Below are 22,796 nucleotides of genomic sequence, written 5' to 3'. Positions count from 1 at the left end.
CTTTGCTTTAGCGTGGGTGCATCGACGTTTTTCAAATATTCGATCCAGGAACACACCATGAACACTCTGAACCAAGCCCATTGCGAAGCCTGCCGCGCCGATGCCCCGCAAGTCAGCGACGAAGAACTGCCGGTACTGATCAAGCAGATCCCCGACTGGAACATCGAAGTGCGCGACGGCGTGATGCAGCTGGAAAAAGTTTTCCTGTTCAAGAACTTCAAGCACGCCCTGGCCTTCACCAACGCCGTCGGTGAAATCTCCGAGGCCGAAGGCCACCACCCAGGCCTGCTCACCGAATGGGGCAAAGTCACCGTGACCTGGTGGAGCCACTCCATCAAGGGCCTGCACCGCAACGACTTCATCATGGCCGCCCGCACCGATGACGTGGCCAAGACTGCAGAGGGCCGCAAGTAATGCATTTCGATGCCATCGGCCGGGTACCCGGCGACCCGATCCTCGGCCTGATGGAGGCCTACGGCGCGGACAGCAATCCGAGCAAGTTCGACCTGGGCGTGGGTGTCTATAAAGATGCCCAGGGCCTGACACCGATTCTGCAGTCCGTGAAGCAGGCCGAGCAACGGCTGGTTGATCGCCAGACCACCAAGACCTACATCGGCGGCCACGGCGACGCTGCATTCGGCCAGTTGCTCAATGAACTGGTACTGGGCGCCGACTCGCCACTGATCAGCGCAAAACGCGCTGGCGCCACCCAGACCCCGGGCGGCACCGGCGCCCTGCGCTTGAGCGCCGATTTCATCGCTCAATGCCTGCCGGGCCGTGGCGTCTGGCTGAGCAATCCGACCTGGCCGATTCACGAAACCATCTTCGCCGCGGCCGGAGTCAAGGCCAGTCATTACCCTTATGTGGGTGCCGACAACCGCCTGGATTTCGAGGCGATGCTGGCGACCCTGAACCAGGCGCCCAAAGGCGATGTGGTGTTGCTGCACGCCTGCTGCCACAACCCCACCGGCTTCGACCTATCCCATGAGCAATGGCGCCAGCTGTTGGAAGTGGTACGCAGCCGCGACCTGCTGCCGCTGATCGACTTCGCTTACCAGGGCTTCGGCGATGGGTTGGAGCAGGACGCCTGGGCGGTTCGGCTGTTTGCCGAGGCGCTGCCGGAGGTGCTGGTCACCAGTTCCTGTTCGAAGAACTTCGGCCTGTACCGCGACCGCACCGGTGCGTTGATCGTCTGCGCCCGGGACGGTGAAAAACTGCTGGACGTGCGCAGCCAACTGGCCAACATCGCCCGTAACCTGTGGTCGACGCCGCCGGACCATGGAGCGGCCGTGGTGGCAACCATCCTCGGTAATCCGGAGCTCAAAAGCCTGTGGGCCGACGAAGTCCAGGCCATGCGCCTGCGTATCGCGCAATTGCGCAGCGGTTTGCTGGAAGCCCTCGAACCCCATGGCCTGCGCGAGCGCTTCGCCCACATCGGCGTGCAACGCGGGATGTTCTCCTACACCGGCCTGACGCCGGAACAGGTCAAGCACCTGCGCGAACGCCACAGCGTCTATATGGTCGGCACCGGCCGGGCCAACGTCGCCGGCATCGACGCCACGCGTTTGGACCTGCTGGCCGAGGCGATTGCTGATGCGTGTAAATAACCCGCCTTTTAATAGCTGAACAACCACTTGTAGTCAGGGGATTAGCCACAGTAGGTCTTCTTCACTACAGAAGCTGCGCCAGACGTCAGACCTGCGGGCCCGTCCACTCGCGGACAAACTGCCCGACATCTTCCTGCGGCGCCGTACGCGCTTCTTTCTGTGGTGTGCCGAGGTAGAGGAAACCAATGACCTCTTCCCCGTCTTCAAGGCCAAGCCCCCTGGCTACATGCGGCGAGTACGCCAGCTCACCGGTACGCCACACGCCACCAATCCCTTGGGCATAAGCCGCCAGCAGGATGCCATGGGCCGCACAACCGGCCGCCAGCAATTGCTCGGATTTGGGGATCTTGAAATGGTCCTGCAGACGGGCAATCACCACCACGACCAGAGGCGCGCGCAGTGGGCCGTTGAGGGCCTTTTCCACGACGGCTTCGGGTACCAGCGGGTCATTGAACCGCGCCGCTTCGGCCAGCAGTTCGCCCATGCGATGCCGCGCCTGCCCTTCGACCGTCAGAAAACGCCATGGGCGCAACTGGCCATGATCCGGCGCCCGCATGGCCGCGGCGAACATGAATTCGCGCTGTTCGGACGTGGGGGCCGGGTCTACCAGGCGCGGGACGGAAACACGGTTGAGCAAAGCGTCGAGAGCCTGCATCGGCCACCTCCTGAAAAAATGTCTGGCTATTCTAGTGGCTGTGGGGCGAGGCCGTTAGCTCAAATTCCGCGACCAGGCGCCCAGGCCCCGCCGGCTGCCGGTTTACATGCCGCTTGTCGCGGGTAGAATGGCGCCCTTCCCTTTCAGCCTGAGCGGACTTCATGGCGTTGCCGACCCTACGGATCATTGGTTTCATCATCGGCATCTTCCTGATCACCCTGGCGATCTTCATGGTCGTGCCCATGGCCACCCTGGTGGTCTTCGAGCGCACCCGCGAGCTGCCGTCGTTCCTCTGGTCGAGCATGATCACCTTCGTCGCCGGCCTGGCCCTGGTGCTCCCCGGCCGCCCGGAACACATCCACCTGCGCCCGCGCGACATGTACCTGCTGACCGTCAGCAGTTGGCTGGTGGTGTGTATCTTCGCCGCGCTGCCGTTCCTGCTGACCCAACACATCAGCTATACCGATTCGTTTTTCGAAAGCATGTCCGGCATCACCGCCACCGGCGCCACTGTCCTCAGTGGCCTGGACAACATGTCCCCGGGCATCCTGATGTGGCGCTCGCTGCTGCACTGGCTCGGCGGTATCGGCTTCATCGGCATGGCGGTAGCGATCCTGCCCCTGCTGCGTATCGGTGGCATGCGCCTGTTCCAGACCGAATCGTCGGACCGCTCGGAAAAAGTCATGCCCCGTTCCCACATGGTGGCCCGGCTGATCGTGGCGTCCTACGTGGGCATCACCATTCTTGGCACCCTGGCGCTCTGGTGGGCCGGGATGAGCCTGTTCGACGCCATCAACCATTCGATGTCGGCGATCTCCACCGGCGGTTTCTCCACTTCGGACCTGTCCCTGGCCAAATGGACCCAGCCGGCGGTGCACTGGGTCGCCATCGTCATCATGATTCTCGGCAGCCTGCCGTTTGCCCTGTACGTCTCGACGCTGCGGGGCAACCGCCGGGCGCTGATCAAGGACCAGCAGGTCCAGGGGCTTATCGGCGTGTTGCTGGTGACCTGGCTGGTGCTCGGCACCTGGTATTGGGCAACCACCGACCTGCATTGGCTCGATGCCCTGCGGCACGTGGCGCTGAACGTGACGTCCATCATCACCACCACCGGTTTCGCCCTGGGCGACTACAGCCTGTGGGGAAACTTTTCGCTGATGCTGTTCTTTTATCTGGGATTCGTCGGCGGTTGTTCGGGCTCGACGGCCGGCGGGATCAAGATCTTCCGCTTCCAGGTCGCCTACATCCTGCTGCGGGCCAACCTTAATCAACTGATCCACCCTCGTGCGGTGATCAAGCAGAAATACAACGGTCATCGCCTCGACGAAGAAATCGTCCGCTCGATCCTCACATTCTCGTTCTTCTTCGCCATCACCATCTGCGTGATCGCCCTGCTACTGTCGCTGCTGGGCGTGGAATGGATGACGGCGCTGACCGGCGCGGCCAGTACCGTGTCGGGCGTCGGCCCGGGGCTGGGGGAAACCATCGGGCCGGCGGGCAACTTCGCACCGCTGCCGGACGCCGCCAAGTGGATTCTGTCGGCAGGCATGCTGCTGGGCCGATTGGAGATCATCACAGTGTTCGTGCTGTGTATCCCGGCGTTCTGGCGTCACTGACCGGTGCAGGCTGGCTCGCCAACCGCGCCCGGTATTCGCCAGGCGTGGTGTCGAACCAGCGGCGAAAGGCCCGGAAAAAATTGCTCGGGTCGGCAAACCCCAGCAGGTAGGCGATCTCCAGCAGCGTCATGCCCGGCTGCGCCAGGTACTGCTCGGCCAGTTCGCGACGGGTGTCTTCGAGCAGGTTCTGGAAACTCGTGCCCTCCTCTTGCAAGCGCCGCTGCAAGGTGCGCTGCGACAGGTGCAGCGTCTGCGCCACCACGTCACGCTTGGGCTCCCCTTGGGGCAACAACCGACACAACACCTGTCGCGCCTTGTGGGTCACGCGGCTTTCCGAAAAACGCGCGAGGTACTCACCGGCAAATCGGTCGTGAAGCTGCGCCATGGCTTCGTTGGCCGTCGGCAGCGGCGCCTCCATGTCGGCCTGTTCAAAAATCAGCGCATCATAAGGCGCGCCGAACATCAGCGGCGCGGGAAAGGCCCGGTGATAGGGCGCCAGGTCCAACGGCTCGGCCCCCTGAAACAACACTTTCACCGGGTGCAGGGTGCGCCCGGTCAGCCAACTGCACAGGGCCAGCGCACAGGCCAGGGACGCTTCGGCACTTTGGCGAGTGGGGGGCAGATGGTCGCCATGCACCGTCAGGATCAGCCCGTAGCCTTCGTCCAAGCGACGAAAACTCAAGTCAGCGCTTTCGGCAATGATCCGCTGGTAGCGCACCAGCCGTTGGAAGCCCTCTGCCAAGGTGCGACTGGACATCAAGGCATAGCCAACCACATGGAACGAGGCCGGACGCACCACTTTGCCCATGTTCAAGCCAATGGCAGGGTTACCCGACACTTCCACCGCTCGTTGCCAGAGCCGCGTCATCGAGTCCTGGGGGAAACGTGCATCCGGATCGTCCAGGGCCTCGAAGTCCAGCCCCAACTGCTTGAACAGCGCCCGGCAATCGACGCCGTCCATTTCCAACGCCTTGACAATCCCCATCGCCCAGCTTGAAGAAGTCGTTCGTTCGCTCATGACGTTTTTACTTGCATGACGAGCCGCAGGGTACGGCTGGATTGGCGAAGGATAGCAGTGTCTTTCATTACAAAAACAAGGGGTATTTGTAACACAGGACACTAGAGTGGCGCCCATTGTCACTGGCCGCTGTCCACGATCGCTCTAGACTTCAATAAACAACAATGACCACAGAGCCTGCAGTCGTGGAAAACGCCAGACGATTCAATACGTTCGCTGAGTTCTACCCGTATTACCTCAGCGAACACAGCAACAGCACCTGCCGACGGCTGCACTTCGCCGGCACTTCCCTGCTCTTTGTGATTCTCGCCTTGGCGCTCGTCGCGGGCACCTGGTGGTGGTTGATCGCCCTGCCTGTCGCTGGCTACGGCTTTGCCTGGGTCGGGCATTTTTTCTTCGAAAAGAACCGGCCTGCCACGTTCCAGCATCCGTTCTACAGTCTGCTTGGCGATTTCGTCATGTATCGCGACATGCTGCTGGGCAAGGTGGCGTTCTAAGCGTTGAATGCCCATGAGCCAAAGGACCCTCGATGAATACGCATGCACGCTTTACCCACATGCAGGACGGCACCCAGGAAGACTGGGCAATCATCGCAGCCGATTTCAGCGCCTATGCGCGACAGTTGCCGGGCCGGATCCTGGCCCACTTGAAACTGCTGGACGGTGATTTCGGCGGATTCCCGGTGGATCGCCTGACCCATTCCCTGCAAACCGCCACCCGTGCCTACCGTGACGGGCGCGATGAGGAATACGTGATCTGCGCGCTGCTTCACGACATCGGCGACACCCTGGGCTCGTACAACCACCCGGACATCGCGGCGGCGATCCTCAAGCCATTCGTCAGCGCCGAGAACCTATGGATGGTGGAGAAACACGGGATTTTCCAAGGCTATTACTTCTTCCATCACCTGGGCATGGACCGGCACCTGCGCGAGCAGTTTTGCGAACATCCGCAGTACCAGGCGACGGTCGATTTTTGTGCGAAATATGACGCGGCGGCGTTCGATCCCGAGTACGACACACTGCCGTTGAGTTTCTTCGAGCCGATGCTGGAAAGGGTGTTTGCCGCGCCGAAGCAATCGATCTACAAGGCGGCGATGGCTGAACAGCCCATGCTCTGACAGACACAGAAAATCCCTGTGGCGAGGGGATTTATCCCCGCTGGGCTGCGAAGCAGCCCCAAGAAAATTTGCTTCAGCGCGATCAACTTGGCACACCAATAGGGGGCTGCTTCGCAGCCCAGCGGGGATAAATCCCCTCGCCACAATGGTGTGAGGCTCAGGCGGGTTCGGCGACTTTCAGTGCCTTCAACTGCGCCTCACGCGCCTGGGCCTCCGCCAACCGATACAACTCGATCGACCCATCCCAATGCTCGATCAATGCCGTGCACGACTCGACCCAATCGCCGCAATTGAGGTACTCCACCTCACCCACCATGCGCATCTCGGCATGGTGGATATGCCCGCACACCACGCCATGCAGTTCGCGCTTCACGCATTCATGGGCGATAGCTTCTTCGAAATCGCTGATGAAACTGACAGCGGTCTTGACCTTATGCTTGAGGTACGCCGACAACGACCAATAGCCGTAGCCATAACGGGCTCGCCAATGGTTGAGCCAACGGTTCAGCGTGAGGGTGAACTCGTAGGCCGAATCGCCGAGGAACGCCAGCCAACGGTGGTAGCGGGTGATGACATCGAACTGATCGCCATGGATCACCAACAGGTGCCGACCGTCGGCGGTGACGTGCACCGCTTCGTCCACCAACTGGATATTGCCCAGGATCAGCTTCGAATAGCGCCGCAGGAACTCATCATGATTGCCGGTGACGTAGATCACTTCGGTGCCGCGCTTGCTCATGGTCAGCAAGCGGCGAATGACGTTGGTGTGGGCCTGGGGCCAATACATGCCACCGCGCAGTTTCCAGCCATCGATGATGTCCCCTACCAGGTAGATCTTGTCGGCATGGTAACCCTTGAGGAACTGCGACAAGTGCTCGGCCTGGCAATCCCGGGTGCCCAGGTGCACATCGGAAATCCACAGGGTGCGAACACGCTGTTTGCGGCTGGGTCTGGCGAGCTCGGCGCTGGTCATTGGGCAACCCTCTGATCGTTTTTGCCACTGTGCACGCCAGCGGTTAATGGCCCATGACAAATACAAGTCCATTGCATGACAGCGCCGGGCGTTGCGCCCTCGGTGTATGCTGGCGGCCTGACACGGGAGACCGCGATGAGACCGATCCTCACGCTACGCCACTACAGCCACGACTTGATCGTCCACAGCCATGACCATGCCCAATTGGTGTTCGGGCTGTCTGGCGCGCTGGATTTCGAGGTCGAAGGCCAGGGCAGCCAGGTGGTGCAACAAAGCTTCGTGGTGATACCGGCCGGTGCGCATCACGCCTGCGGCAGTCCCCATGGCAGCCGTTGCCTGGTGTTGGACGTGCCCAGTGATGATTGGCTCGGGCAATGCCTGGGGGATCACGCCGATGCCAGCCGCCGCTTGCTCGACGACACCGCGCGCCTGCCCCTGGATGCGGGGCAAAGCCAGTTGGTCACCTGGTTGGCCGGCAGCCGGGTGGACGACCCGGTGATCGCCCAGCAAGGCGCGGTGCTGCTGCTGGCGAGCCTCAATGGCGCTCGCCAGGAAACCCACGGTGGCCGACGCCTGCCCTATGCCGCACTCAACGCCCATATCGACCAGTACGCGGCCTATCCGCTGCAAGTGGCGGACCTTGCGCGAGTCGCCGGCCTCTCCAGCGCCCGCCTGCACGCGCGCTTCGTCGCCGAGTGCGGGCAAACCCCGATGGATTACATCCGCAGCCGCCGCTTGCACAAGGCCGTGGCGTTGTTGCGTGATTCGCAACTGCCCATCGGCGAGATCGGCCAACGGGTCGGCTACAGCTCCCAGAGTGCCTTCGCCGCGGCGGTGCTGCGCGAATTCGGCGTCTCGCCGGGCAAGCTGCGGCGTCAACAACGCTAGATTCGCGCTAAAAATCGCTAGGATCGCGACAGACAAAAGCGCTCGGCAACAGGTTCAATACCCTGACGCTCAACCGTTGGACAAGGATTGAAATGACGCCCCGTACTGCCCTCGGCGCCCTGCACATTGGCGCACTCATGTTTGGCCTGACCGGTGTATTCGGCAAACTCGCCGCGGCTTCGCCAGCGGTCATCGTGTTCGGTCGCGCCGTCTTCGCCGTGCTCGCCCTGGCGATGTTCGCCCGGTTTGCCAGCAGCAGCCGCTGGCAAAAACTGCGGGCACAGGATGGCCGGCGATTGCTGCTCGGGGGGCTGTTGCTGGCCGGGCACTGGGTGAGTTTCTTCATTGCCGTGAAGGTTGCCGGCGTGGCGATCGCCACATTGGGGTTCGCCAGTTTCCCGGCCTTCACGGTATTGCTCGAGGGGCTGATCTTCCGCGAGCGGATTCGCGCCAATGAAATCTGGCTGGTGGTGTTGGTGAGCATCGGCCTGGTGTTGGTCACACCGAACTTCGACCTGGCCAGCGGCGCCACCACCGGCTTGCTGTGGGCCGTGGCCTCGGGGCTGCTGTTTTCCCTGCTGTCATTGACCAACCGCGCCGGCTCGGCGCACGTGCCCCCCGTACAGGCCGCGCTGTGCCAGAACGTGGTGGTCGGGTTGTGCCTGTTGCCAATGGCCGCGCCACAATTGAGCGACGTGCGCCCCATCGACTGGTTGTGGATCGGCTTGCTCGGCGTGTTCTGCACCGGTCTGGCCCACAGCCTGTTCGTCGCCAGCCTGGCGGTGATCAAGGCCCGCACGGCGGCGGTGGTCTTCGCCATGGAGCCGGTCTACGGCATCGCCATGGCCTGGTGGCTGTTCGATGAAAACCCGACACTGCGCATGCTGCTGGGCGGCGTGGTGATCATCGCGGCCATCGTGATCTCAAGCCAACTGGGCGGTTCGAAGAAACCGGGGGTTGGCGCTCAAGCCGCATCTCACTGAACCCGATCGTTGTGGCCCAGGTCCCGCGCCGGATCGATCTGGTCGCGGACCCGCTGCTTGAGGACCTTGGCTTCGGGAAAACCGCCATCGGCCTTGCGCTCCCAGATCTGCGTACCGTCGCAACTGATATGGAACACACCACCCGTGCCCGGCACCAGGGACACTTTGCCCAAGTCATCGGCGAAGGTGCTGAGCAGTTCCTGGGCCAGCCAGGCGGCGCGCAACAGCCATTGGCACTGGGTGCAATAGGTGATGACCACTTCCGGTTTGTGTTCGGTCATTGCGGGTGGACTCCTGGGTTCGAAGGCGTCGTTATAATACCTGCCTTTGATCGCCCGCCCCCGAGATTGACGATGCGCCGCCTGCTGCCCCTCCTGCTTCTGCTGCTGTTGCCCCTGCTCGGCCATGCCAACGCGCCCGCCGTCGAAACGCCACGCCCGAAAATCGGCCTGGTGCTGTCCGGCGGCGCGGCACGGGGGCTGGCCCACATCGGCGTGCTCAAGGCCCTGGAAGAGCAAGGCATCAAGATCGATGCCATCGCCGGCACCAGCATGGGCGCGGTAATCGGCGGGTTGTATGCCTCGGGCTACAAGATCGACGAACTGGAAAAACTCGCCCTGGGCATCGACTGGCAACAGGCCTTGTCCGACGCGCCGCCACGCAAGGACGTGCCATTCCGGCGCAAGCAGGACGACCGCGACTTCCTGGTCAAACAGAAACTGAGCTTTCGCGACGACGGCAGCCTCGGCCTGCCCTTGGGGGTCATCCAGGGCCAGAACCTGGCCCTGCTGCTCGAAAGCCTGCTGGCCCACGCCAGCGACACCCGGGACTTCGACAAACTGCCGATCCCTTTCCGTGCAGTTGCCACCGACATCGCCAGCGGCGAAAAAGTGGTGTTTCGCAAAGGCCACCTGCCCAAGGTCATCCGCGCCAGCATGTCCATCCCAGCGGTGTTCGCCCCGGTGGAACTGGACGGCCGGCTGCTGGTGGACGGCGGCATGACCGACAACATCCCGCTGGATGTGGCCCGGGAAATGGGCGTGGACGTGGCCATCGTGGTCGACATCGGTACGCCCCTGCGCAACCGCAAACAACTGGTCACAGTGGTCGACGTATTGAACCAGTCGACCACCCTGATGACCCGGCGCAACTCTGAAGAGCAACTGGCAACCCTGAAAAAAGACGACGTCCTGATCCAGCCGGCCCTGGCGAGCTTCGGCTCCACTGACTTCGGCCGGGCCCGGGAGATGATCGATGCCGGCTACCGCGCCACTCGGATACTCGAGGCGCGCCTGGCCCCTCTACGCCCGTCCGAAGCGCCCGACGCCGAACTCATGGCCGCACGGACCCCAAGCGAGCGCACGCCAGTCATCACCGCCATCCGCGTGGAGAACGACTCGAAAGTCGGCGATGACGTGATCCGCTACTACATTCGCCAGCAGATTGGCGAGCCGCTGGACCTGGGGCGCCTGCAGACCGACATGGGCACGCTGTACGGCCTGGATTACTTCGAACAGGTGCAATACCGGGTGGTCCGCAAGGGCCCGGACCACACACTGGTGATCAGCGCCCGGGGTAGACGCACCGGCACCGACTACCTGCGGCTGGGGCTGAGCCTGTCGGACGATATGCGCGGGGACAGCGCGTTCAACCTGGGGGCCAGCTATCGGGTCAACGGCATCAATCGCCTGGGCGCCGAATGGCTGACCCGGGCGCAGATCGGCGACAGGCAGGAGTTATACAGCGAGTTCTACCAGCCGTTGGATGTCGGCTCGCGCTACTTCATCGCCCCTTATGGGCAGTTTGAATCGCGAAACGTGGAATCCATCCTGGACAACGATCCGGTGGCCCAGTATCGCGTCGAGCGCTATGGCTTCGGCCTGAACGTCGGCCGACAGATCGGCAACAGCGGCGAAATCCGCCTGGGTGTCGGCCAGGCCTGGGGCAAGGCGGATGTGCGCATTGGCGATCACGACCAGCCCAGCGAGAACTTCAATGAAGGCTTCTATGACCTGAGGTACTCCTTCGACTCCTTCGACAACGTGTACTTCCCCCATGAAGGGGAGGACATTGGCCTGACCTGGCGCCAATACGAACCAGGGCTGGGTTCCGACCAGCGTTACCGTCAGTGGGAATTCAAACTGGACAAGGCCCTGAGCAGCGGCCCGGACACCTTCATCCTGGGCGGGCGCTACGGCCGGACGCTGGACACTGCCGAGGTCGTGACGTCCAGTTTCGTGCTCGGTGGCGCACGGCAACTGTCGGGCTTTCGCGAAGACGGGGTCTCCGGGCAGAACATCAGCCTGATGCGCGCCGTGTATTACCGCCGGCTGACACCGCGGGCCTACCTGCCGCTGGACTTGCCGCTGTACATCGGCGGCTCGTTGGAACGCGGCCGGGCCTGGAACAACGACAACGAATTCGACAGCGGCTACATCAACGCCGCCAGCATTTTCCTGGGGTTCGATACACCGCTGGGGCCACTGAATTTCAGCTATGGCTTTAACGACGATGATGAACAGGCGGTGTATCTGAATCTGGGGCAGACGTTTTGATGGGGCTAGGCATTTGCCTGGGAAAGATCAGCGGACTGACAGGCCGCCTTCGCGAGCAAGCCCGCTCCCACAAAGGCTCTCAGGCGCTCGCAAACTCGATGCTCACAGCAAATCCCTGTGGGAGCGGGCTTGCTCGCGAAGGGGCCAGTAGCCTCGACATCAATCCATGGCCTCAGCGAATCCCGGCCAACAGCACCCGGGCAGTCTGCTTGAGCGGTTCGTCGCCCTCCTCCAGCAGTTCTTCAAGTAGGGAGACAGCAGTCTTCAAGTCGCCATCATCGATGCAATTCTGCGCCTGCTCCAGTTTGAGCGAGTGTTCCGGGACCTGGGGCTCGAGGGACATGGCGTCCAGGGAAACAGGTTCAAGGGTCAGCGGCTCAAGTTCCAGCGACTGCTCCTCATCGGCAAAACCGTCGAGAAAGGCATCGTCCAATGACTCGGTTTCCAGCGGCGCTTCCCATTGCAAGTCCGGTTCGTCGAAGCCTGAAAGCGACAAGCCATCGGCCACATCGGCGGCATGGGGGGAACCAGCGTCTTTTTCGGCAGTGTTGTCCTGGGCATCGGCGAGGTCCCAACTGGTTTCCATGGACAGTGCATCCAGGTCCAACTCGAATTCGTCACTGGGCATGGGCTCACGTTCGGGAACAGGTGCAGGAACCGATACCTGAGGTTGCGCCGATGCCACTGGCGGTGCAGCGATTGAAGCAACCTTGGGGTAACGCCCACGGATGTCCTCCAACGTCCCGGCATCGATACCCTGTGCCAGTAGATGATGTTCCTGGGCCTGGAAACCAATGACATCGCCCTGCTTGCCCAGTACCTCCAGCAACTTGAGGCCCAGGTCGGTGCGTTCCGGCTCCGCCAGCAACGCGGCGCGCAACAGCCCTGCGGCCTCGGTGAAACGGCCGTAGGTCAGGTAAATCCCAACGCCCTCCAGCACATCACCCAAGGGCGCATCCCCGTTATTGAACGAAGCGGCGGGCTCGGACGGCTCCGTATCGGGAATTGAAGCAAAAGTTTCGTCGCTCTCCTCCAGCATCGGCTCCGGACGCCCGCCTACAGGCTCCAGCTCGGCCTTCTGCTGCCGACGCCGAACGAACAGCAACAGCGCCAGCAACCCCAACAGGCCCAACCCCGCCACCCACGACCAATCAATGCCCTCTGGCTCTGCAACCGGTTCCGTCACGGGCTGTGCGTTCGGTGCCGGTTCCGATGCTGGGAGCTGCGGCTGCACCGTTGCAACGGGGGTTGGGGCAACTTCGGCCAACCGGGTCTGCAGCTCACTGATCTGCTTGCGCTGGCCAGCGATTTCCTCATCCTGGGTCTGGAGCCGGGCTTGCAGTTCATCGATGGTTTTCTGTTGCTGCTGGTTTTGCAGCACGCTGGCGGCCAATTGCTCATCGGACGCAACGGAGGTCTGGCTGGATGTGGGTGCAGCGGATGTCGGCAGCACGGCTGAGTCAGGCAATAACAAGCGCTGGCCGATGGAAAGCCGGTCGCTGCCTGGGTTCAAGGCCTGGATGCCTTGCATCAGTTCATTGACCGACGCATTGCTGCCGGCGTCATGCAGGCGCTTGGCGACGACCCACGGGTTGTCTCCCTGCACCACCGTGTAGCGCTTGCCCTGTACCGCCGGGGGCGGCTTGATGGCCGGCATCGCGGGCTGCGGGGCCTCGGCAGGTTCGTCGCGGACCGGCATGACACCCGGCGTGCCCGGCGGGTCGATCAGCACGGTGTATTCGCGCAACAGGCGCCCGTTGGGCTGATTGAGCTGCACCAGGAAATTGAGAAACGGTTCCTCCACCGGTTTGCTGGAGGTCACCCGAATGAAACTGCGCTCACCACGTAGCACGGGGGTAAAGCGCAGGTTGTTGAGAAAGAACACCCGCTCCACACCCGCACGACTGAAATCGTCCGGGCTCGCCAGGTTGGCCGACAGGTCGCCCTCACCGATCCCGGCCACATCGACCAGGGCGATATCGGCGCGCAACGGCTGGTTCAGGGCAGAATGGAGCGTGATCTCGCCAAGCCCCAGCGCTGACGCCAAGGCCGAATACCCCAGGGCACCCACGACGACCGACACGTTGACCCAACGACGCAACGTGGACTGCAAACTTTCAAGCATGGGCATCCCTTTCGATTACCAGAACCAACCGCAGCGTAAACGCTTCCAATAGGAGCGCTTACTACTGGTTATAGTTCGCTAACCGGTGAATCTCAAAAGTCTGACGCCAGGGATATGCCTCAGGATTTTTCCAGGTTGGCCAGGATCGTACCGTGGACCCGCATGCATACGCGCATGTCCGCCTCGTCGACACCTTCGAACAGCTCACGGCGCAATTGCGTGGCGATGGTTTCGATTTGCTCGATCAACGGTAGGGCCGGTGCGCAGAGCACGATTTTCTTGGCCCGGCGGTCCTCGGCCACGGCCTGGCGCTGCACCAGCCCCTGGGTTTCCAGGCTGTCGAGCAACCGGGCCAGGGTCGGGCCCTCGACGGCGACACTCTGGGCCAGTTCACGCTGGGTCGGCGCCTGTTCGAAACGGGCCAGGTGCAGCAGCACCAGCCAACGCGCCTGGGACAAGCCCAACCCGGCCAGGCGACGGTCCAATTCGGCACGCCAGCCACGAGACATTTGCGCCAACTGCATGCCAAAACGGTGTTGATCGGTTAACGGCATAAAAAACTCATCAGATCTGAAATAGAGAAAAACTAATTATTAGTCAGCTAAGCATGAGCTTTGGATTCAAGCAAGGTGCGCCTTGCACTGAATCGTTAAAGGAACGCAACTGACTGATCAGACTTCAAATTCCGACTGCAACGCAGCCCTGACGCAGTAAAGCACGCCTTCGGGAACTCGTCCGACAAACAATGCAGCGACTTCAGACACTGGCGGTAACTCGCCTTCGCCATCCAGGAACGCGTCCTGTACCTCACCCATCAGCTCTTCGGGCAGATCCAGTGCCTGTTCCAGGGATAACTGCTGTTTGCCGATGGCCTCGGCCAGCATCGTGTAGACGTTCTTTTCCGAGCACTGCAATTGCCCGGCGATCTGCAACGGCGTCATGCCGGCTCGGGCCAGGGTGATGAGCTCGTGGCGCACATCGGCCACCGCTTTCGGCGCTTCGGCCTCGCCTCCCAGTACCTGGAGGAAGGCCTCGCCATAGCGCTCCAGCTTGCGCGCGCCCACGCCACTGACCCGGGCCATTTCCGCCAGGGAGGTGGGCTGGCTGCGGAGCATTTCCAGCAGCGTCGAATCGGGGAAGATAACGTACGGCGGCACGCCGTGTTCTTCGGCCAGCTTGCGACGCAAGGCGCGCAAAGCTTCCCATTGATCGCGCTCTTCGCCGCGCACCAGTTGGCTGGCCTGGCTCTTGCTGCTCTTGATCGCCGTCGCCGGTTTGAGGTCGCGGCGCAGTTCGAGGGTAACCTCCCCCTTGAGCAAGGGCCGGCAGGTTTCAGACAAGCGCAGGCCGCCGTAGCCTTCCAGGTCGATGTCGGCCAGGCCGCGGGCCACGAGTTGTCGGAACAATGAACGCCATTCACTCTCCGTGCGGGCCTTGCCCACCCCGAATACCGAAAGGTGCTGGTGACCAAAGCTGCGGACCTTCTCGTTGTCCTTGCCCAGCAACACGTCCACCAGATGCCCCACCCCATAGCGTTGGCCGGTGCGGAAAATGGCCGACAGGGCCTGGCGGGCCGGCTCGGTGGCATCCCAGGTTTCCACGCCATCGACGCAATTGTCGCAATGCCCGCAAGGCTGGGGCATGTCTTCGTCGAAGTAGGCCAGCAAGGTCTGGCGACGGCAGCGGGTTTCTTCGCACAGCGAGAGCATGGCGTCGAGCTTGTGCTGTTCCAGGCGCTTGTGGCGCTCATCGCCTTCGGAGTTCTGCAGCATCTGCTTGAGCATCACCACGTCTTGCAGGCCGTAGGCCATCCAGGCGTCGGCCGGCAAGCCGTCACGGCCGGCACGCCCGGTTTCCTGGTAATACGCCTCGAGGGACTTGGGCAGGTCCAGGTGGGCGACGAAACGCACGTTGGGCTTGTCGATACCCATGCCGAACGCAATGGTGGCCACCATGATCAGGCCTTCCTCGTTGAGGAAGCGCTTCTGATGGTAGGCGCGCAGGTCGTTGGGCAAGCCCGCGTGGTACGGCAACGCTGGAAAACCCTGCTCACAAAGGAACGCCGCCACTTCATCGACCTTCTTGCGCGACAGGCAATAGACAATGCCGGCATCGCTGCGGCGCTCGGCGAGGAACGCCAGCAACTGCTTGCGGGGCTGCTCCTTGGGCACGATGCGGTAGAAAATATTGGGCCGGTCGAAACTGGACAGGAACCGCTCGGCGTTCTGCAAATGCAGACGCTCGACGATTTCTTCGCGGGTGCGTTTGTCGGCGGTGGCGGTCAGGGCGATGCGCGGCACATCGGGAAACAGTTCGGCCAGTTGCCCCAGTTGCAGGTATTCGCGACGGAAGTCATGGCCCCATTGGGACACGCAGTGGGCTTCGTCGATGGCGAACAGGGCAATTTCCAGGCTCTGCAGGAACGCCAGCATGCGCGGCTGCACCAGGCGTTCCGGTGCCAGGTACAACATCTTCACTTCGCCGCGCTTGATCCGCGTCGCCAGGTCCCGCTGTTGCTCGGCGCTGAGGGTGGAGTTCAGCGAAGCGGCGGCGACACCCAGCTCCTCGAGGGTCGCGACCTGGTCGTCCATCAGCGCGATCAGCGGCGAGACCACCACCGCCAGGCCGTTGCGCAGCAGCGCCGGCACCTGGAAGCACAAGGACTTGCCGCCGCCGGTGGGCATCAGCACCAGGGCATCGCCACCGCTGGCCACGCGCTCAATAATGGCACCCTGGCGGCCACGGAAACTGTCGTAGCCGAAGATGTCCTTGAGGACGCGTTGAGCCTGTTCGAGCATAGAAACTCCAAAAATCACCGAAACATCCCTGCAAGGCTGGTTCAGAATCGCAAAAGCTGCACCGGCGAATCGTAAGTGCGCGTTTCAGACCGGCGGGACGCCGCAGGGCATCACAAAACGCGGCAGTATACCCGAGGCCTTCGTTGCGAAGGGCGTCGCTGACAAGAGGCTCTTTGGACTTTGAAGATAAGGAAGCCGAACACTGCATGTGTGGCGGGTGGATTTATCCCTGCCGGGCTGCGCAGCAGCCCTCTCGGCTTATCAGGTGGGTCGCAAACTCGGGTGGCCATTCTGGGTCTGCTACGCAGCCCAACGGGGATAAATCCCCTCGCCACAGGGACCGAGTTCAGCCCTTCTTTTTCGGTACGCCCCCCCAACCCAGCCCTCATGGGCAAGGCAAATACACCACGCGGCTGGCCTGGGCGCTCAAGAAGGCCTAGAATTCTCGCATTGTTTATTCCCCAAGGTAGCCCGTAATGTCCTTCGCTGAGCAACTGACCCGCCTGCAAGTCTTCCTCGATGCCGATGAGCTGCACGATGAAGCGCTGGACTACGTGGCCGCTCATGGCTACCTGACCGCCCTGTCCATCTGCTCCGAACAGGTGCCGGACCGTGAGTGGATCGACGCCCTGTTCGCCGAAGAGCCCCATTACGCCAGTGAAGCCCAGCGCGCCGAAATCGAATCCACGCTGGTCGGCCTCAAGGCCCATATCGCCCGCCAGCTGGCCTCCGACGAAGAATTCGAGCTGCCGTGCGAACTGGACCTGGGCGATGACCCGGACGATTCGGAACTGCGTGGCTGGTGCATTGGCTTCATGGAAGGCGTGTTCCTGCGCGAAGCCGCCTGGTTCGAAACCGCCGAAGAAGAAGTCAGCGAAATGCTGCTACCGATCATGGTCGGGTCCGGCCTGTTCGACGAGCAACCGGAGTTCTCCGACATAGCCGCCGACGCCAACCTGATGGACGACATGATCGTGCAGATCCCGGAAGCCCTCACTGCGCTGTACCTGCTGTGCAACGCACCGGACGAAAAACCGGCGATCCTCAAGCCTCGTCACCACTGAGTAACCGGGTGTCCGCGCCCATCGGCAACCGCCCGTTGATCCTGCGTTACGCTCTACTGGCCATCGGCTGGTTGAGCGTGGTGCTGGGGGTCATCGGCATCTTCGTCCCCGTACTGCCCACCACGCCTTTCCTGCTGCTGGCCGCTGCCTGCTTCGCCCGCAGCTCGCCGCGCTTTTATCGCTGGCTGGTGGAACATCCCCGCCTTGGCCCGTGGATCCGCGACTACCTCAGCGGCAACGGCATCCCGCTCAAGGGCAAGGTCTACGCCATTGGGCTGATGTGGGCGAGCATCCTCTTTTCCTGCTACCTGGTGCCCCTGCCATGGGCGCGGGGGTTCATGCTCACCAGTGCGGTGTTGGTAACGGTTTATATCCTCAAGCAGAAGACATTGCGAAAACCCTGAGTATGAGTGCGGCGCATTCCCCTGTGGCGAGGGGATTTATCCCCGCTGGGTTGCAAAGCAACCCCAAAACCAGACGCCGCGCAGCGACAGATGGCCCCTACCGACCGGTTTGCGACTGCTGCGCAGCCGAACGGGGATAAATCCCCTCGCCACAGCAGCCCTCACACCGTGTCCACCTTCAACGAATGGTCATTCAACATGCCGTTAATGATGGTCGCCGTGTCCGCTCCACCGATGATTCCCCCCGCGCCCGGCGTGACACCGTAGTGGCTGGCCAGGTTGACGCCGGCCAGGTCGATGGTCTGGTTCGGCGTGGCACCGGCAATAGCGCTGACGTCGATGCTGGTCACAAGCGAGGCACCGCTACCGGTGACGGAGAAGTGCAGGTAATCATCCAGTGACGCCGCACTGCCGTTTTCCCCCTGCAACAGTTGGGACAAGTCGAGTTTATCGAGGCCAGGCGTGAAGTCAGTGATCACGTCATGGCCGCTGTTGCCAGCCTGCCACTGGAAGGTATCGGCACCGCTGCCACCGGTGAGGGTGTTGTTGCCCAGGCCGCCGATCAGCAAGTCGTCGCCGCCACCGCCATTGAGCACGTCATGGCCCAATCCGCCGCTGATGCGGTTGCTGGCGCCGTCGCCGGTGAGGGTGTCATTGAAGTTCGAGCCGATCAGGTTTTCGATACCGGTCAGCGTGTCGGTGCCGGCGCCCAGGGTGTTTTGCGCCGCCAGCAGGCCCAGGTTGACGGTGACCCCGGCGGTCGCGTGGGCATAGCTCACGGTGTCGTTACCCGTACCGCCATCGAGGAGGTCGTTGCCCGTGCCGCTGTAAAGCAAGTCATCGCCTGCCCCGCCATGCAAGGCGTTGTTGCCCGAGCCGGCGCTGAGGATGTCGTTGCCGTCGCCGGCATTGAGGGTGTTGTCGCCGTTGCCGGCCAACAGCACGTCGTCGCCACTGGTGCCCGTCAGGGTATGGCCTGCCTGATAGCTGATGCCCACCGCCGCGCTGTCGCTACCGCCATGGTTGTCGCTGGCGGTGTAGCTGCCGTGGTAATCCGGCGTGCTGTCCTGGGCGCCGGCGTAATTGACGGTCAGGGTCAGTTGATAGTTTTCCGCAGCGTTGGCGTTTCCACCGCCCGCATTGGGGATGTTTGTGACGTGAATCTGGTAGTTGCCATCCGCTGCCGCGGTGAAAGAAGCGCCGTCACTGATCGCGATGAAAGGCCCGCCGTTGAGTGAATACTCCATGGCAATGCGACCGGCCGCCAGGTTGTGGTCCAGGGTGAGGGTTTCACCCTGCTTGAGGCTGATGTTGAGCCGATCCTCATCGTTGGCATTGTTATTGGACACCATCCCCAGTGCACCGCTGACCACCAGCGCCGCCGTCATGCTCGCGGTATTGGCGACAAAGGCGCTGCGGCTGAGGTTGATCGACTGCACGTTGTTTCCGGTGAAACTGACCGTGCCGGTACTGCCGGTAAAGTCCGCGCCTTTGGCGGCCCAGCCAGTATTGAAGCTGGTGGGCGAAGCGGTGAGCGGATCGCCGTTGGCGTCGCTGTCGTTACCCAGTAGCAGCTCACCCGGGATCACAATGTTGCCCGACAGCACGTTGGTGATGATGTTGTCATCGGCAGCGATCGGTGGGCTGTTGGGCACGACATTGATCACCAGGTTGGAGCTCGCCAGGTCGCCGTCATTGTCGCTGACGGTGTAGCCGATGTGCTCGGTGATCAAGGTGCTGGTGGCCGTCTGGGAGGTGTAGCTGAACGCACCGGTATCCAGGTTGACCACCAGGGTACCGTCGTGATCGGTGGCGATGCTCAGCGTGTTGGTGACGGTATTGAAGGAGCCGTGATTGGCCCCACCACTGGCGCTCAGCGCACCCTGGCCACCGTTGGCCGCCGGGTCGTAGCTGTACGTGGTGCCATCGACCACCAGGCTTTTAACAAACCCGCCATCGGCACCGAACGAGCCGCCCTCGCCCAGCAGGTTGCCGGTGACCGGCGCGCCTTGCACGGTGCCAGAAAGCACCGAGTTGAGCTGGTTCAGGTCGGTGACCACTACCGCGTTGGTATTGGTGTGGGTACTGCCGTCGTAGGCCAGCGGGTCGAGGTTGGCGTTGCTGACACCACTGCCCAGGCCGATGGCGTAGTTCTTGATGCCGTTGGCGTCGAGGAAGGCTTTCCACGCGGCTTCGTCCGCCGTGCCGGTTTCCTGGCCCGAGGTGGGTTTGCCATCGGAGAAGAAATAGCCGATGTTCTGCGCCCCGGTCAGTTGCCCGGAGGTGACGAACGCGGTCTTGGCCGCCGCCACCGCCGCGTCGTAGTTGGTCCCGCCGTCCGCCGACAAGCTGGAGAGGAGCGACTTGGCGGTGGTCACGTCAACCCACACCGAAGTCTGGTCGGTGGCACTGCTGCTGAACGTCACGAGCTGGACTTTGACATCCCCCAGGTCGTCGTATTTGTCGAGCAAGGCGCCGATGGCCTGTTTCGCCAGGTCCAGCCGCGAAAGCCCCGGTACACCCGAGTCATCGGCCATGCTGCCGGACACGTCGAGCACGATCAGCAGGTTCGAATCGATCTCCACTGCCGTGACCGAACGCTCGGACGCAACGGCCTTTGGCACATCATCGACAATGCTGACCACCAGGCTGCCCGTCGTGCTGTTGCCCAGGGAGTCCGTGGCTTGATAGGTGAAGGTTTCGCTCAGCACGTTCGGGCCGTCGTTGGCATGGGGCGTGGTGGTGGCTGGCGAGGTCAGAGTGTAGGTGTAGGAACCGTCAGAGTGGAGCAGCAACTGGCCGTAGGCACCGGTGGCGTTACCCACCAAGGTGAAGGTCACGGCGCCAGTGGCACCGCTGACCGAACCGACGAGGCTACCGCTGGCGGTTTCACCGGTGCCGCTCGGGTCGCTGCCGGTGACGGTACCGGGCGCCAGGTCCTGGCCGTCCTGGTTCAGGTCCAAGGCTTTTTCATAGACGGTAACGTCCTGGTCGGTTTCGGCGACCAGGCAGCTGTTATGCACGTCAATGGTGATGGTCGTGGTGCTTTCATCGCCATCGCCATCGCGCACGGTGTAGGTGAACACATCGGTGGCGCCCGGAGCGCCGACGGAGTCCGGATTGCTGTGATAGACGGCGTTGCCATTGGCGTCCAGGGTCAGGTAGCCATAGGTGCCGTTGATCTGGCTGTTGAGGCCGCCGATGGCAGGGTTAGAAGTGTCGTTGCCGGCGCGAACGCCGATCACCATGCCACCGTCGGCACCGAGTACGTCGTTGTCCAGCACATTGCCGCTGACCGTGCCGCCCTCCACCACCGAGGTAACATCGGCATGGGCGTTGGGCACGTCGTCGACGATCTCGATAACGATGGTGCTGGTGACGGTATTGCCCAACGAGTCTGTTGCTTGGTAGGTGAAGCTTTCGCTCAACACGTTCGGGCCATCGTTGGCGTGAGGCGTGGTGGTGGCGGGCGCAGTCAATGTGTAGGTATAGGAACCGTCGGGCTGAAGCGACAGTTGACCGTAGGCACCGGTGGCGTTGCCCACTAGCGCGAACGTGACTGCGCCAACGGCACCGCTGACCGAGCCGACAAGGCTACCGCTGGCGGTCTCGCTGGTGGCGCTCGGGGCGCTGCCGGTGACGGTGCCAGGCGCCAGGTCCTGGCCGTCCTGGTTCAGGTCGAGGGCTTTTTCGTAGACGCTGACTTCCTGGTCTGGTGTAGCGACGAGGCAGACATCGTGGACATCGATGGTGATGGTGGTGGTGCTTTCATCGCCGTCGGCGTCGCGCACGGTGTAGGTGAACACATCGGTGGCACCTGGGGCACTGACGGTGTTCGGGTTGCTGTGGTAGACCGCGTTGCCGTTGGCATCCAGGGTCAGGTAGCCGTAAGTGCCGTTGATCTGGGTGTTCAGGCCGCCGATCGCCGGGTTCGAGGTGTCGTTGCCGGCGCGCACACCAATCACCATGCCGCCGTCCGCGCCAAGTACGTCGTTGTCCAGCACATTGCCGCTGACCGTGCCGCCCTCCAGCACCGAGGCAACATCGGCATGGGCGCTGGGCACGTCGTCGACGATCTCGATAACGATGGTGCTGGTGACGGTATTGCCCAGCGAGTCTGTGGCTTGGTAGGTGAAGCTTTCGCTCAACACGTTCGGGCCATCGTTGGCGTGAGGCGTGGTGGTGGCTGGAGCGGTCAGGGTGTAGGTGTAGGAACCGTCGGGCTGAAGCGCCAATTGACCGTAGGCACCGGTGGCGTTGCCCACTAACGCGAACGTGACTGCGCCAACGGCGCCGCTGACCGAGCCGACAAGGCTACCGCTGGCGGTCTCGCTGGTGGCGCTCGGGGCGCTGCCGGTGACGGTGCCGGGAGCCAGGTCCTGACCGTCCTGGTTCAGGTCGAGGGCTTTTTCGTAGACGCTGACTTCCTGGTCTGGCGTAGCGACGAGACAGACATCGTGGACATCGATAGTGATCGTGGTGGTGCTTTCATCGCCGTCGGCGTCGCGCACGGTGTAGGTGAACACATCGGTGGCACCTGGGGCGCTGACGGTGTTCGGGTTGCTGTGATAGACAGCGTTGCCGTTGGCATCCAGGGTCAGGTAGCCGTAGGTGCCGTTGATCTGAGTATTCAGGCCGCCAAGCGCCGGGGTCGAGGTGTCGTTGCCAGCACGCACGCCAATCACCGCCCCACTCGCGGCCGGCCCGTCGGCACCGCCTTCGTCGTTATTCAGGACGTTGCCACTGACCGTCCCACCCTCATCCACGGAGGCGGAATCAGCATGAGCGGTCGGCAGATCGTCAACGATGTTCACGTCAAGGTTGCCGTTGGCCGTGGTGCCGTTGTCATCGGTGACAACCACGGCAAACTGCTCGCTCAGGCTGTTGGCGCCGTTGGCGTTTGGATGCGCTTCATTGTCCAGCAGCGTGTAGCTGTAGCTCACCACGCCCGTGGTGGCGTTGTAGCCGGTGATGGTCAGGGTGTTGCCCA

18 protein-coding genes are annotated in these 22,796 nt (G+C 62.5%); 10 read left to right on the top strand and 8 right to left on the bottom strand.

The window, feature by feature from the left end:
• Window positions 1–57 precede the first annotated feature (57 nt).
• Both AC30D9_RS16170 and AC30D9_RS16165 read left to right on the top strand, forming a co-directional pair.
• Window positions 58–414: a 4a-hydroxytetrahydrobiopterin dehydratase gene (locus AC30D9_RS16170; protein WP_003184087.1), complete on the top strand. Its 357-nt coding sequence runs from the start codon at window positions 58–60 to the stop codon at window positions 412–414.
• Window positions 414–1,607 (top strand): amino acid aminotransferase, encoded by a 1,194-nt coding sequence (locus AC30D9_RS16165; protein WP_490144400.1) that lies wholly within the window; start codon window positions 414–416, stop codon window positions 1,605–1,607. Before AC30D9_RS16170 ends, AC30D9_RS16165 begins: the two co-directional genes overlap by 1 nt.
• 85 nt (window positions 1,608–1,692) lie before the next feature.
• On the opposite strand, the gene AC30D9_RS16160 is transcribed toward AC30D9_RS16165, so the two are convergent.
• On the bottom strand, window positions 1,693–2,262 hold the full coding sequence (locus tag AC30D9_RS16160; protein WP_307571534.1) for an NAD(P)H nitroreductase: 570 nt from the start codon (window positions 2,260–2,262) through the stop codon (window positions 1,693–1,695).
• Window positions 2,263–2,423: 161 nt separating this feature from the next.
• On the opposite strand from AC30D9_RS16160, the gene AC30D9_RS16155 reads away from it, so the two are divergent.
• Complete coding sequence (locus AC30D9_RS16155) at window positions 2,424–3,878, top strand: TrkH family potassium uptake protein (RefSeq protein ID WP_134923278.1); 1,455 nt, start codon at window positions 2,424–2,426, stop codon at window positions 3,876–3,878.
• On the opposite strand, the gene AC30D9_RS16150 is transcribed toward AC30D9_RS16155, so the two are convergent.
• Entirely contained in the window at window positions 3,835–4,896 is a 1,062-nt protein-coding gene (locus AC30D9_RS16150) for an AraC family transcriptional regulator (RefSeq protein WP_490144399.1), read from the bottom strand. The two genes, AC30D9_RS16155 and AC30D9_RS16150, sit on opposite strands and share 44 nt — an antisense overlap.
• A 185-nt stretch (window positions 4,897–5,081) precedes the next feature.
• On the opposite strand from AC30D9_RS16150, the gene AC30D9_RS16145 reads away from it, so the two are divergent.
• Window positions 5,082–5,393 (top strand): Mpo1-like protein, encoded by a 312-nt coding sequence (locus AC30D9_RS16145; protein ID WP_307571640.1) that lies wholly within the window; start codon window positions 5,082–5,084, stop codon window positions 5,391–5,393.
• A gap of 32 nt (window positions 5,394–5,425) precedes the next feature.
• Window positions 5,426–6,016, top strand: a complete 591-nt coding sequence (locus AC30D9_RS16140) for an HD domain-containing protein (RefSeq protein WP_490144398.1) — start codon at window positions 5,426–5,428, stop codon at window positions 6,014–6,016.
• A 157-nt stretch (window positions 6,017–6,173) separates the two neighbouring features.
• Here AC30D9_RS16140 and AC30D9_RS16135 read toward each other — a convergent pair whose 3' ends face one another.
• The gene (locus AC30D9_RS16135) at window positions 6,174–6,989 is read right to left on the bottom strand and encodes a UDP-2,3-diacylglucosamine diphosphatase (protein ID WP_057448539.1); all 816 of its coding nucleotides are present in this window, start codon (window positions 6,987–6,989) and stop codon (window positions 6,174–6,176) included.
• Between the two features lie 135 nt (window positions 6,990–7,124).
• Between AC30D9_RS16135 and AC30D9_RS16130 the strand changes: the two genes are divergently transcribed.
• The gene (locus tag AC30D9_RS16130) at window positions 7,125–7,877 is read left to right on the top strand and encodes a helix-turn-helix transcriptional regulator (protein ID WP_490144397.1); all 753 of its coding nucleotides are present in this window, start codon (window positions 7,125–7,127) and stop codon (window positions 7,875–7,877) included.
• Window positions 7,878–7,969: 92 nt separating this feature from the next.
• A complete protein-coding gene (locus tag AC30D9_RS16125; protein ID WP_163854887.1) occupies window positions 7,970–8,860 on the top strand; it encodes a DMT family transporter in 891 nt (296 codons plus the stop codon).
• Here the strand turns inward: AC30D9_RS16125 and AC30D9_RS16120 are convergent.
• Window positions 8,854–9,141: an Rdx family protein gene (locus tag AC30D9_RS16120; protein WP_109751316.1), complete on the bottom strand. Its 288-nt coding sequence runs from the start codon at window positions 9,139–9,141 to the stop codon at window positions 8,854–8,856. The two genes, AC30D9_RS16125 and AC30D9_RS16120, sit on opposite strands and share 7 nt — an antisense overlap.
• A 72-nt stretch (window positions 9,142–9,213) precedes the next feature.
• Here AC30D9_RS16120 and AC30D9_RS16115 point away from each other — a divergent pair, with 72 nt between their 5' ends.
• Entirely contained in the window at window positions 9,214–11,415 is a 2,202-nt protein-coding gene (locus tag AC30D9_RS16115) for a patatin-like phospholipase family protein (RefSeq protein WP_307571540.1), read from the top strand.
• Window positions 11,416–11,587: 172 nt separating this feature from the next.
• Here AC30D9_RS16115 and AC30D9_RS16110 read toward each other — a convergent pair whose 3' ends face one another.
• The 3 genes from AC30D9_RS16110 to recQ form a co-directional block, all read right to left on the bottom strand.
• On the bottom strand, window positions 11,588–13,540 hold the full coding sequence (locus tag AC30D9_RS16110; RefSeq protein WP_490144396.1) for a FimV/HubP family polar landmark protein: 1,953 nt from the start codon (window positions 13,538–13,540) through the stop codon (window positions 11,588–11,590).
• A gap of 119 nt (window positions 13,541–13,659) precedes the next feature.
• On the bottom strand, window positions 13,660–14,094 hold the full coding sequence (locus AC30D9_RS16105) for a MarR family transcriptional regulator (RefSeq protein ID WP_003199001.1): 435 nt from the start codon (window positions 14,092–14,094) through the stop codon (window positions 13,660–13,662).
• A gap of 117 nt (window positions 14,095–14,211) precedes the next feature.
• Window positions 14,212–16,338 carry a DNA helicase RecQ gene (gene recQ, locus AC30D9_RS16100; RefSeq protein ID WP_307571542.1) on the bottom strand — a complete coding sequence of 709 codons (2,127 nt, stop codon included), beginning with the start codon at window positions 16,336–16,338 and terminating at the stop codon, window positions 14,212–14,214.
• 476 nt (window positions 16,339–16,814) lie between these two features.
• Here recQ and AC30D9_RS16095 point away from each other — a divergent pair, with 476 nt between their 5' ends.
• On the top strand, window positions 16,815–17,402 hold the full coding sequence (locus AC30D9_RS16095) for a UPF0149 family protein (protein WP_109751312.1): 588 nt from the start codon (window positions 16,815–16,817) through the stop codon (window positions 17,400–17,402).
• A gap of 8 nt (window positions 17,403–17,410) precedes the next feature.
• Complete coding sequence (locus tag AC30D9_RS16090; protein ID WP_307571543.1) at window positions 17,411–17,806, top strand: YbaN family protein; 396 nt, start codon at window positions 17,411–17,413, stop codon at window positions 17,804–17,806.
• 161 nt (window positions 17,807–17,967) lie between these two features.
• On the opposite strand, the gene AC30D9_RS16085 is transcribed toward AC30D9_RS16090, so the two are convergent.
• The coding region (locus AC30D9_RS16085; RefSeq protein ID WP_490144395.1) for a beta strand repeat-containing protein at window positions 17,968–22,796 on the bottom strand (4,829 nt) is incomplete at its 5' end.

The organism is Pseudomonas sp. DF11 (assembly GCF_058148565.1).
The sequence above is the reverse complement of the archived record's forward strand: the minus strand, read 5'-3'. Positions and strand labels throughout refer to the sequence as shown.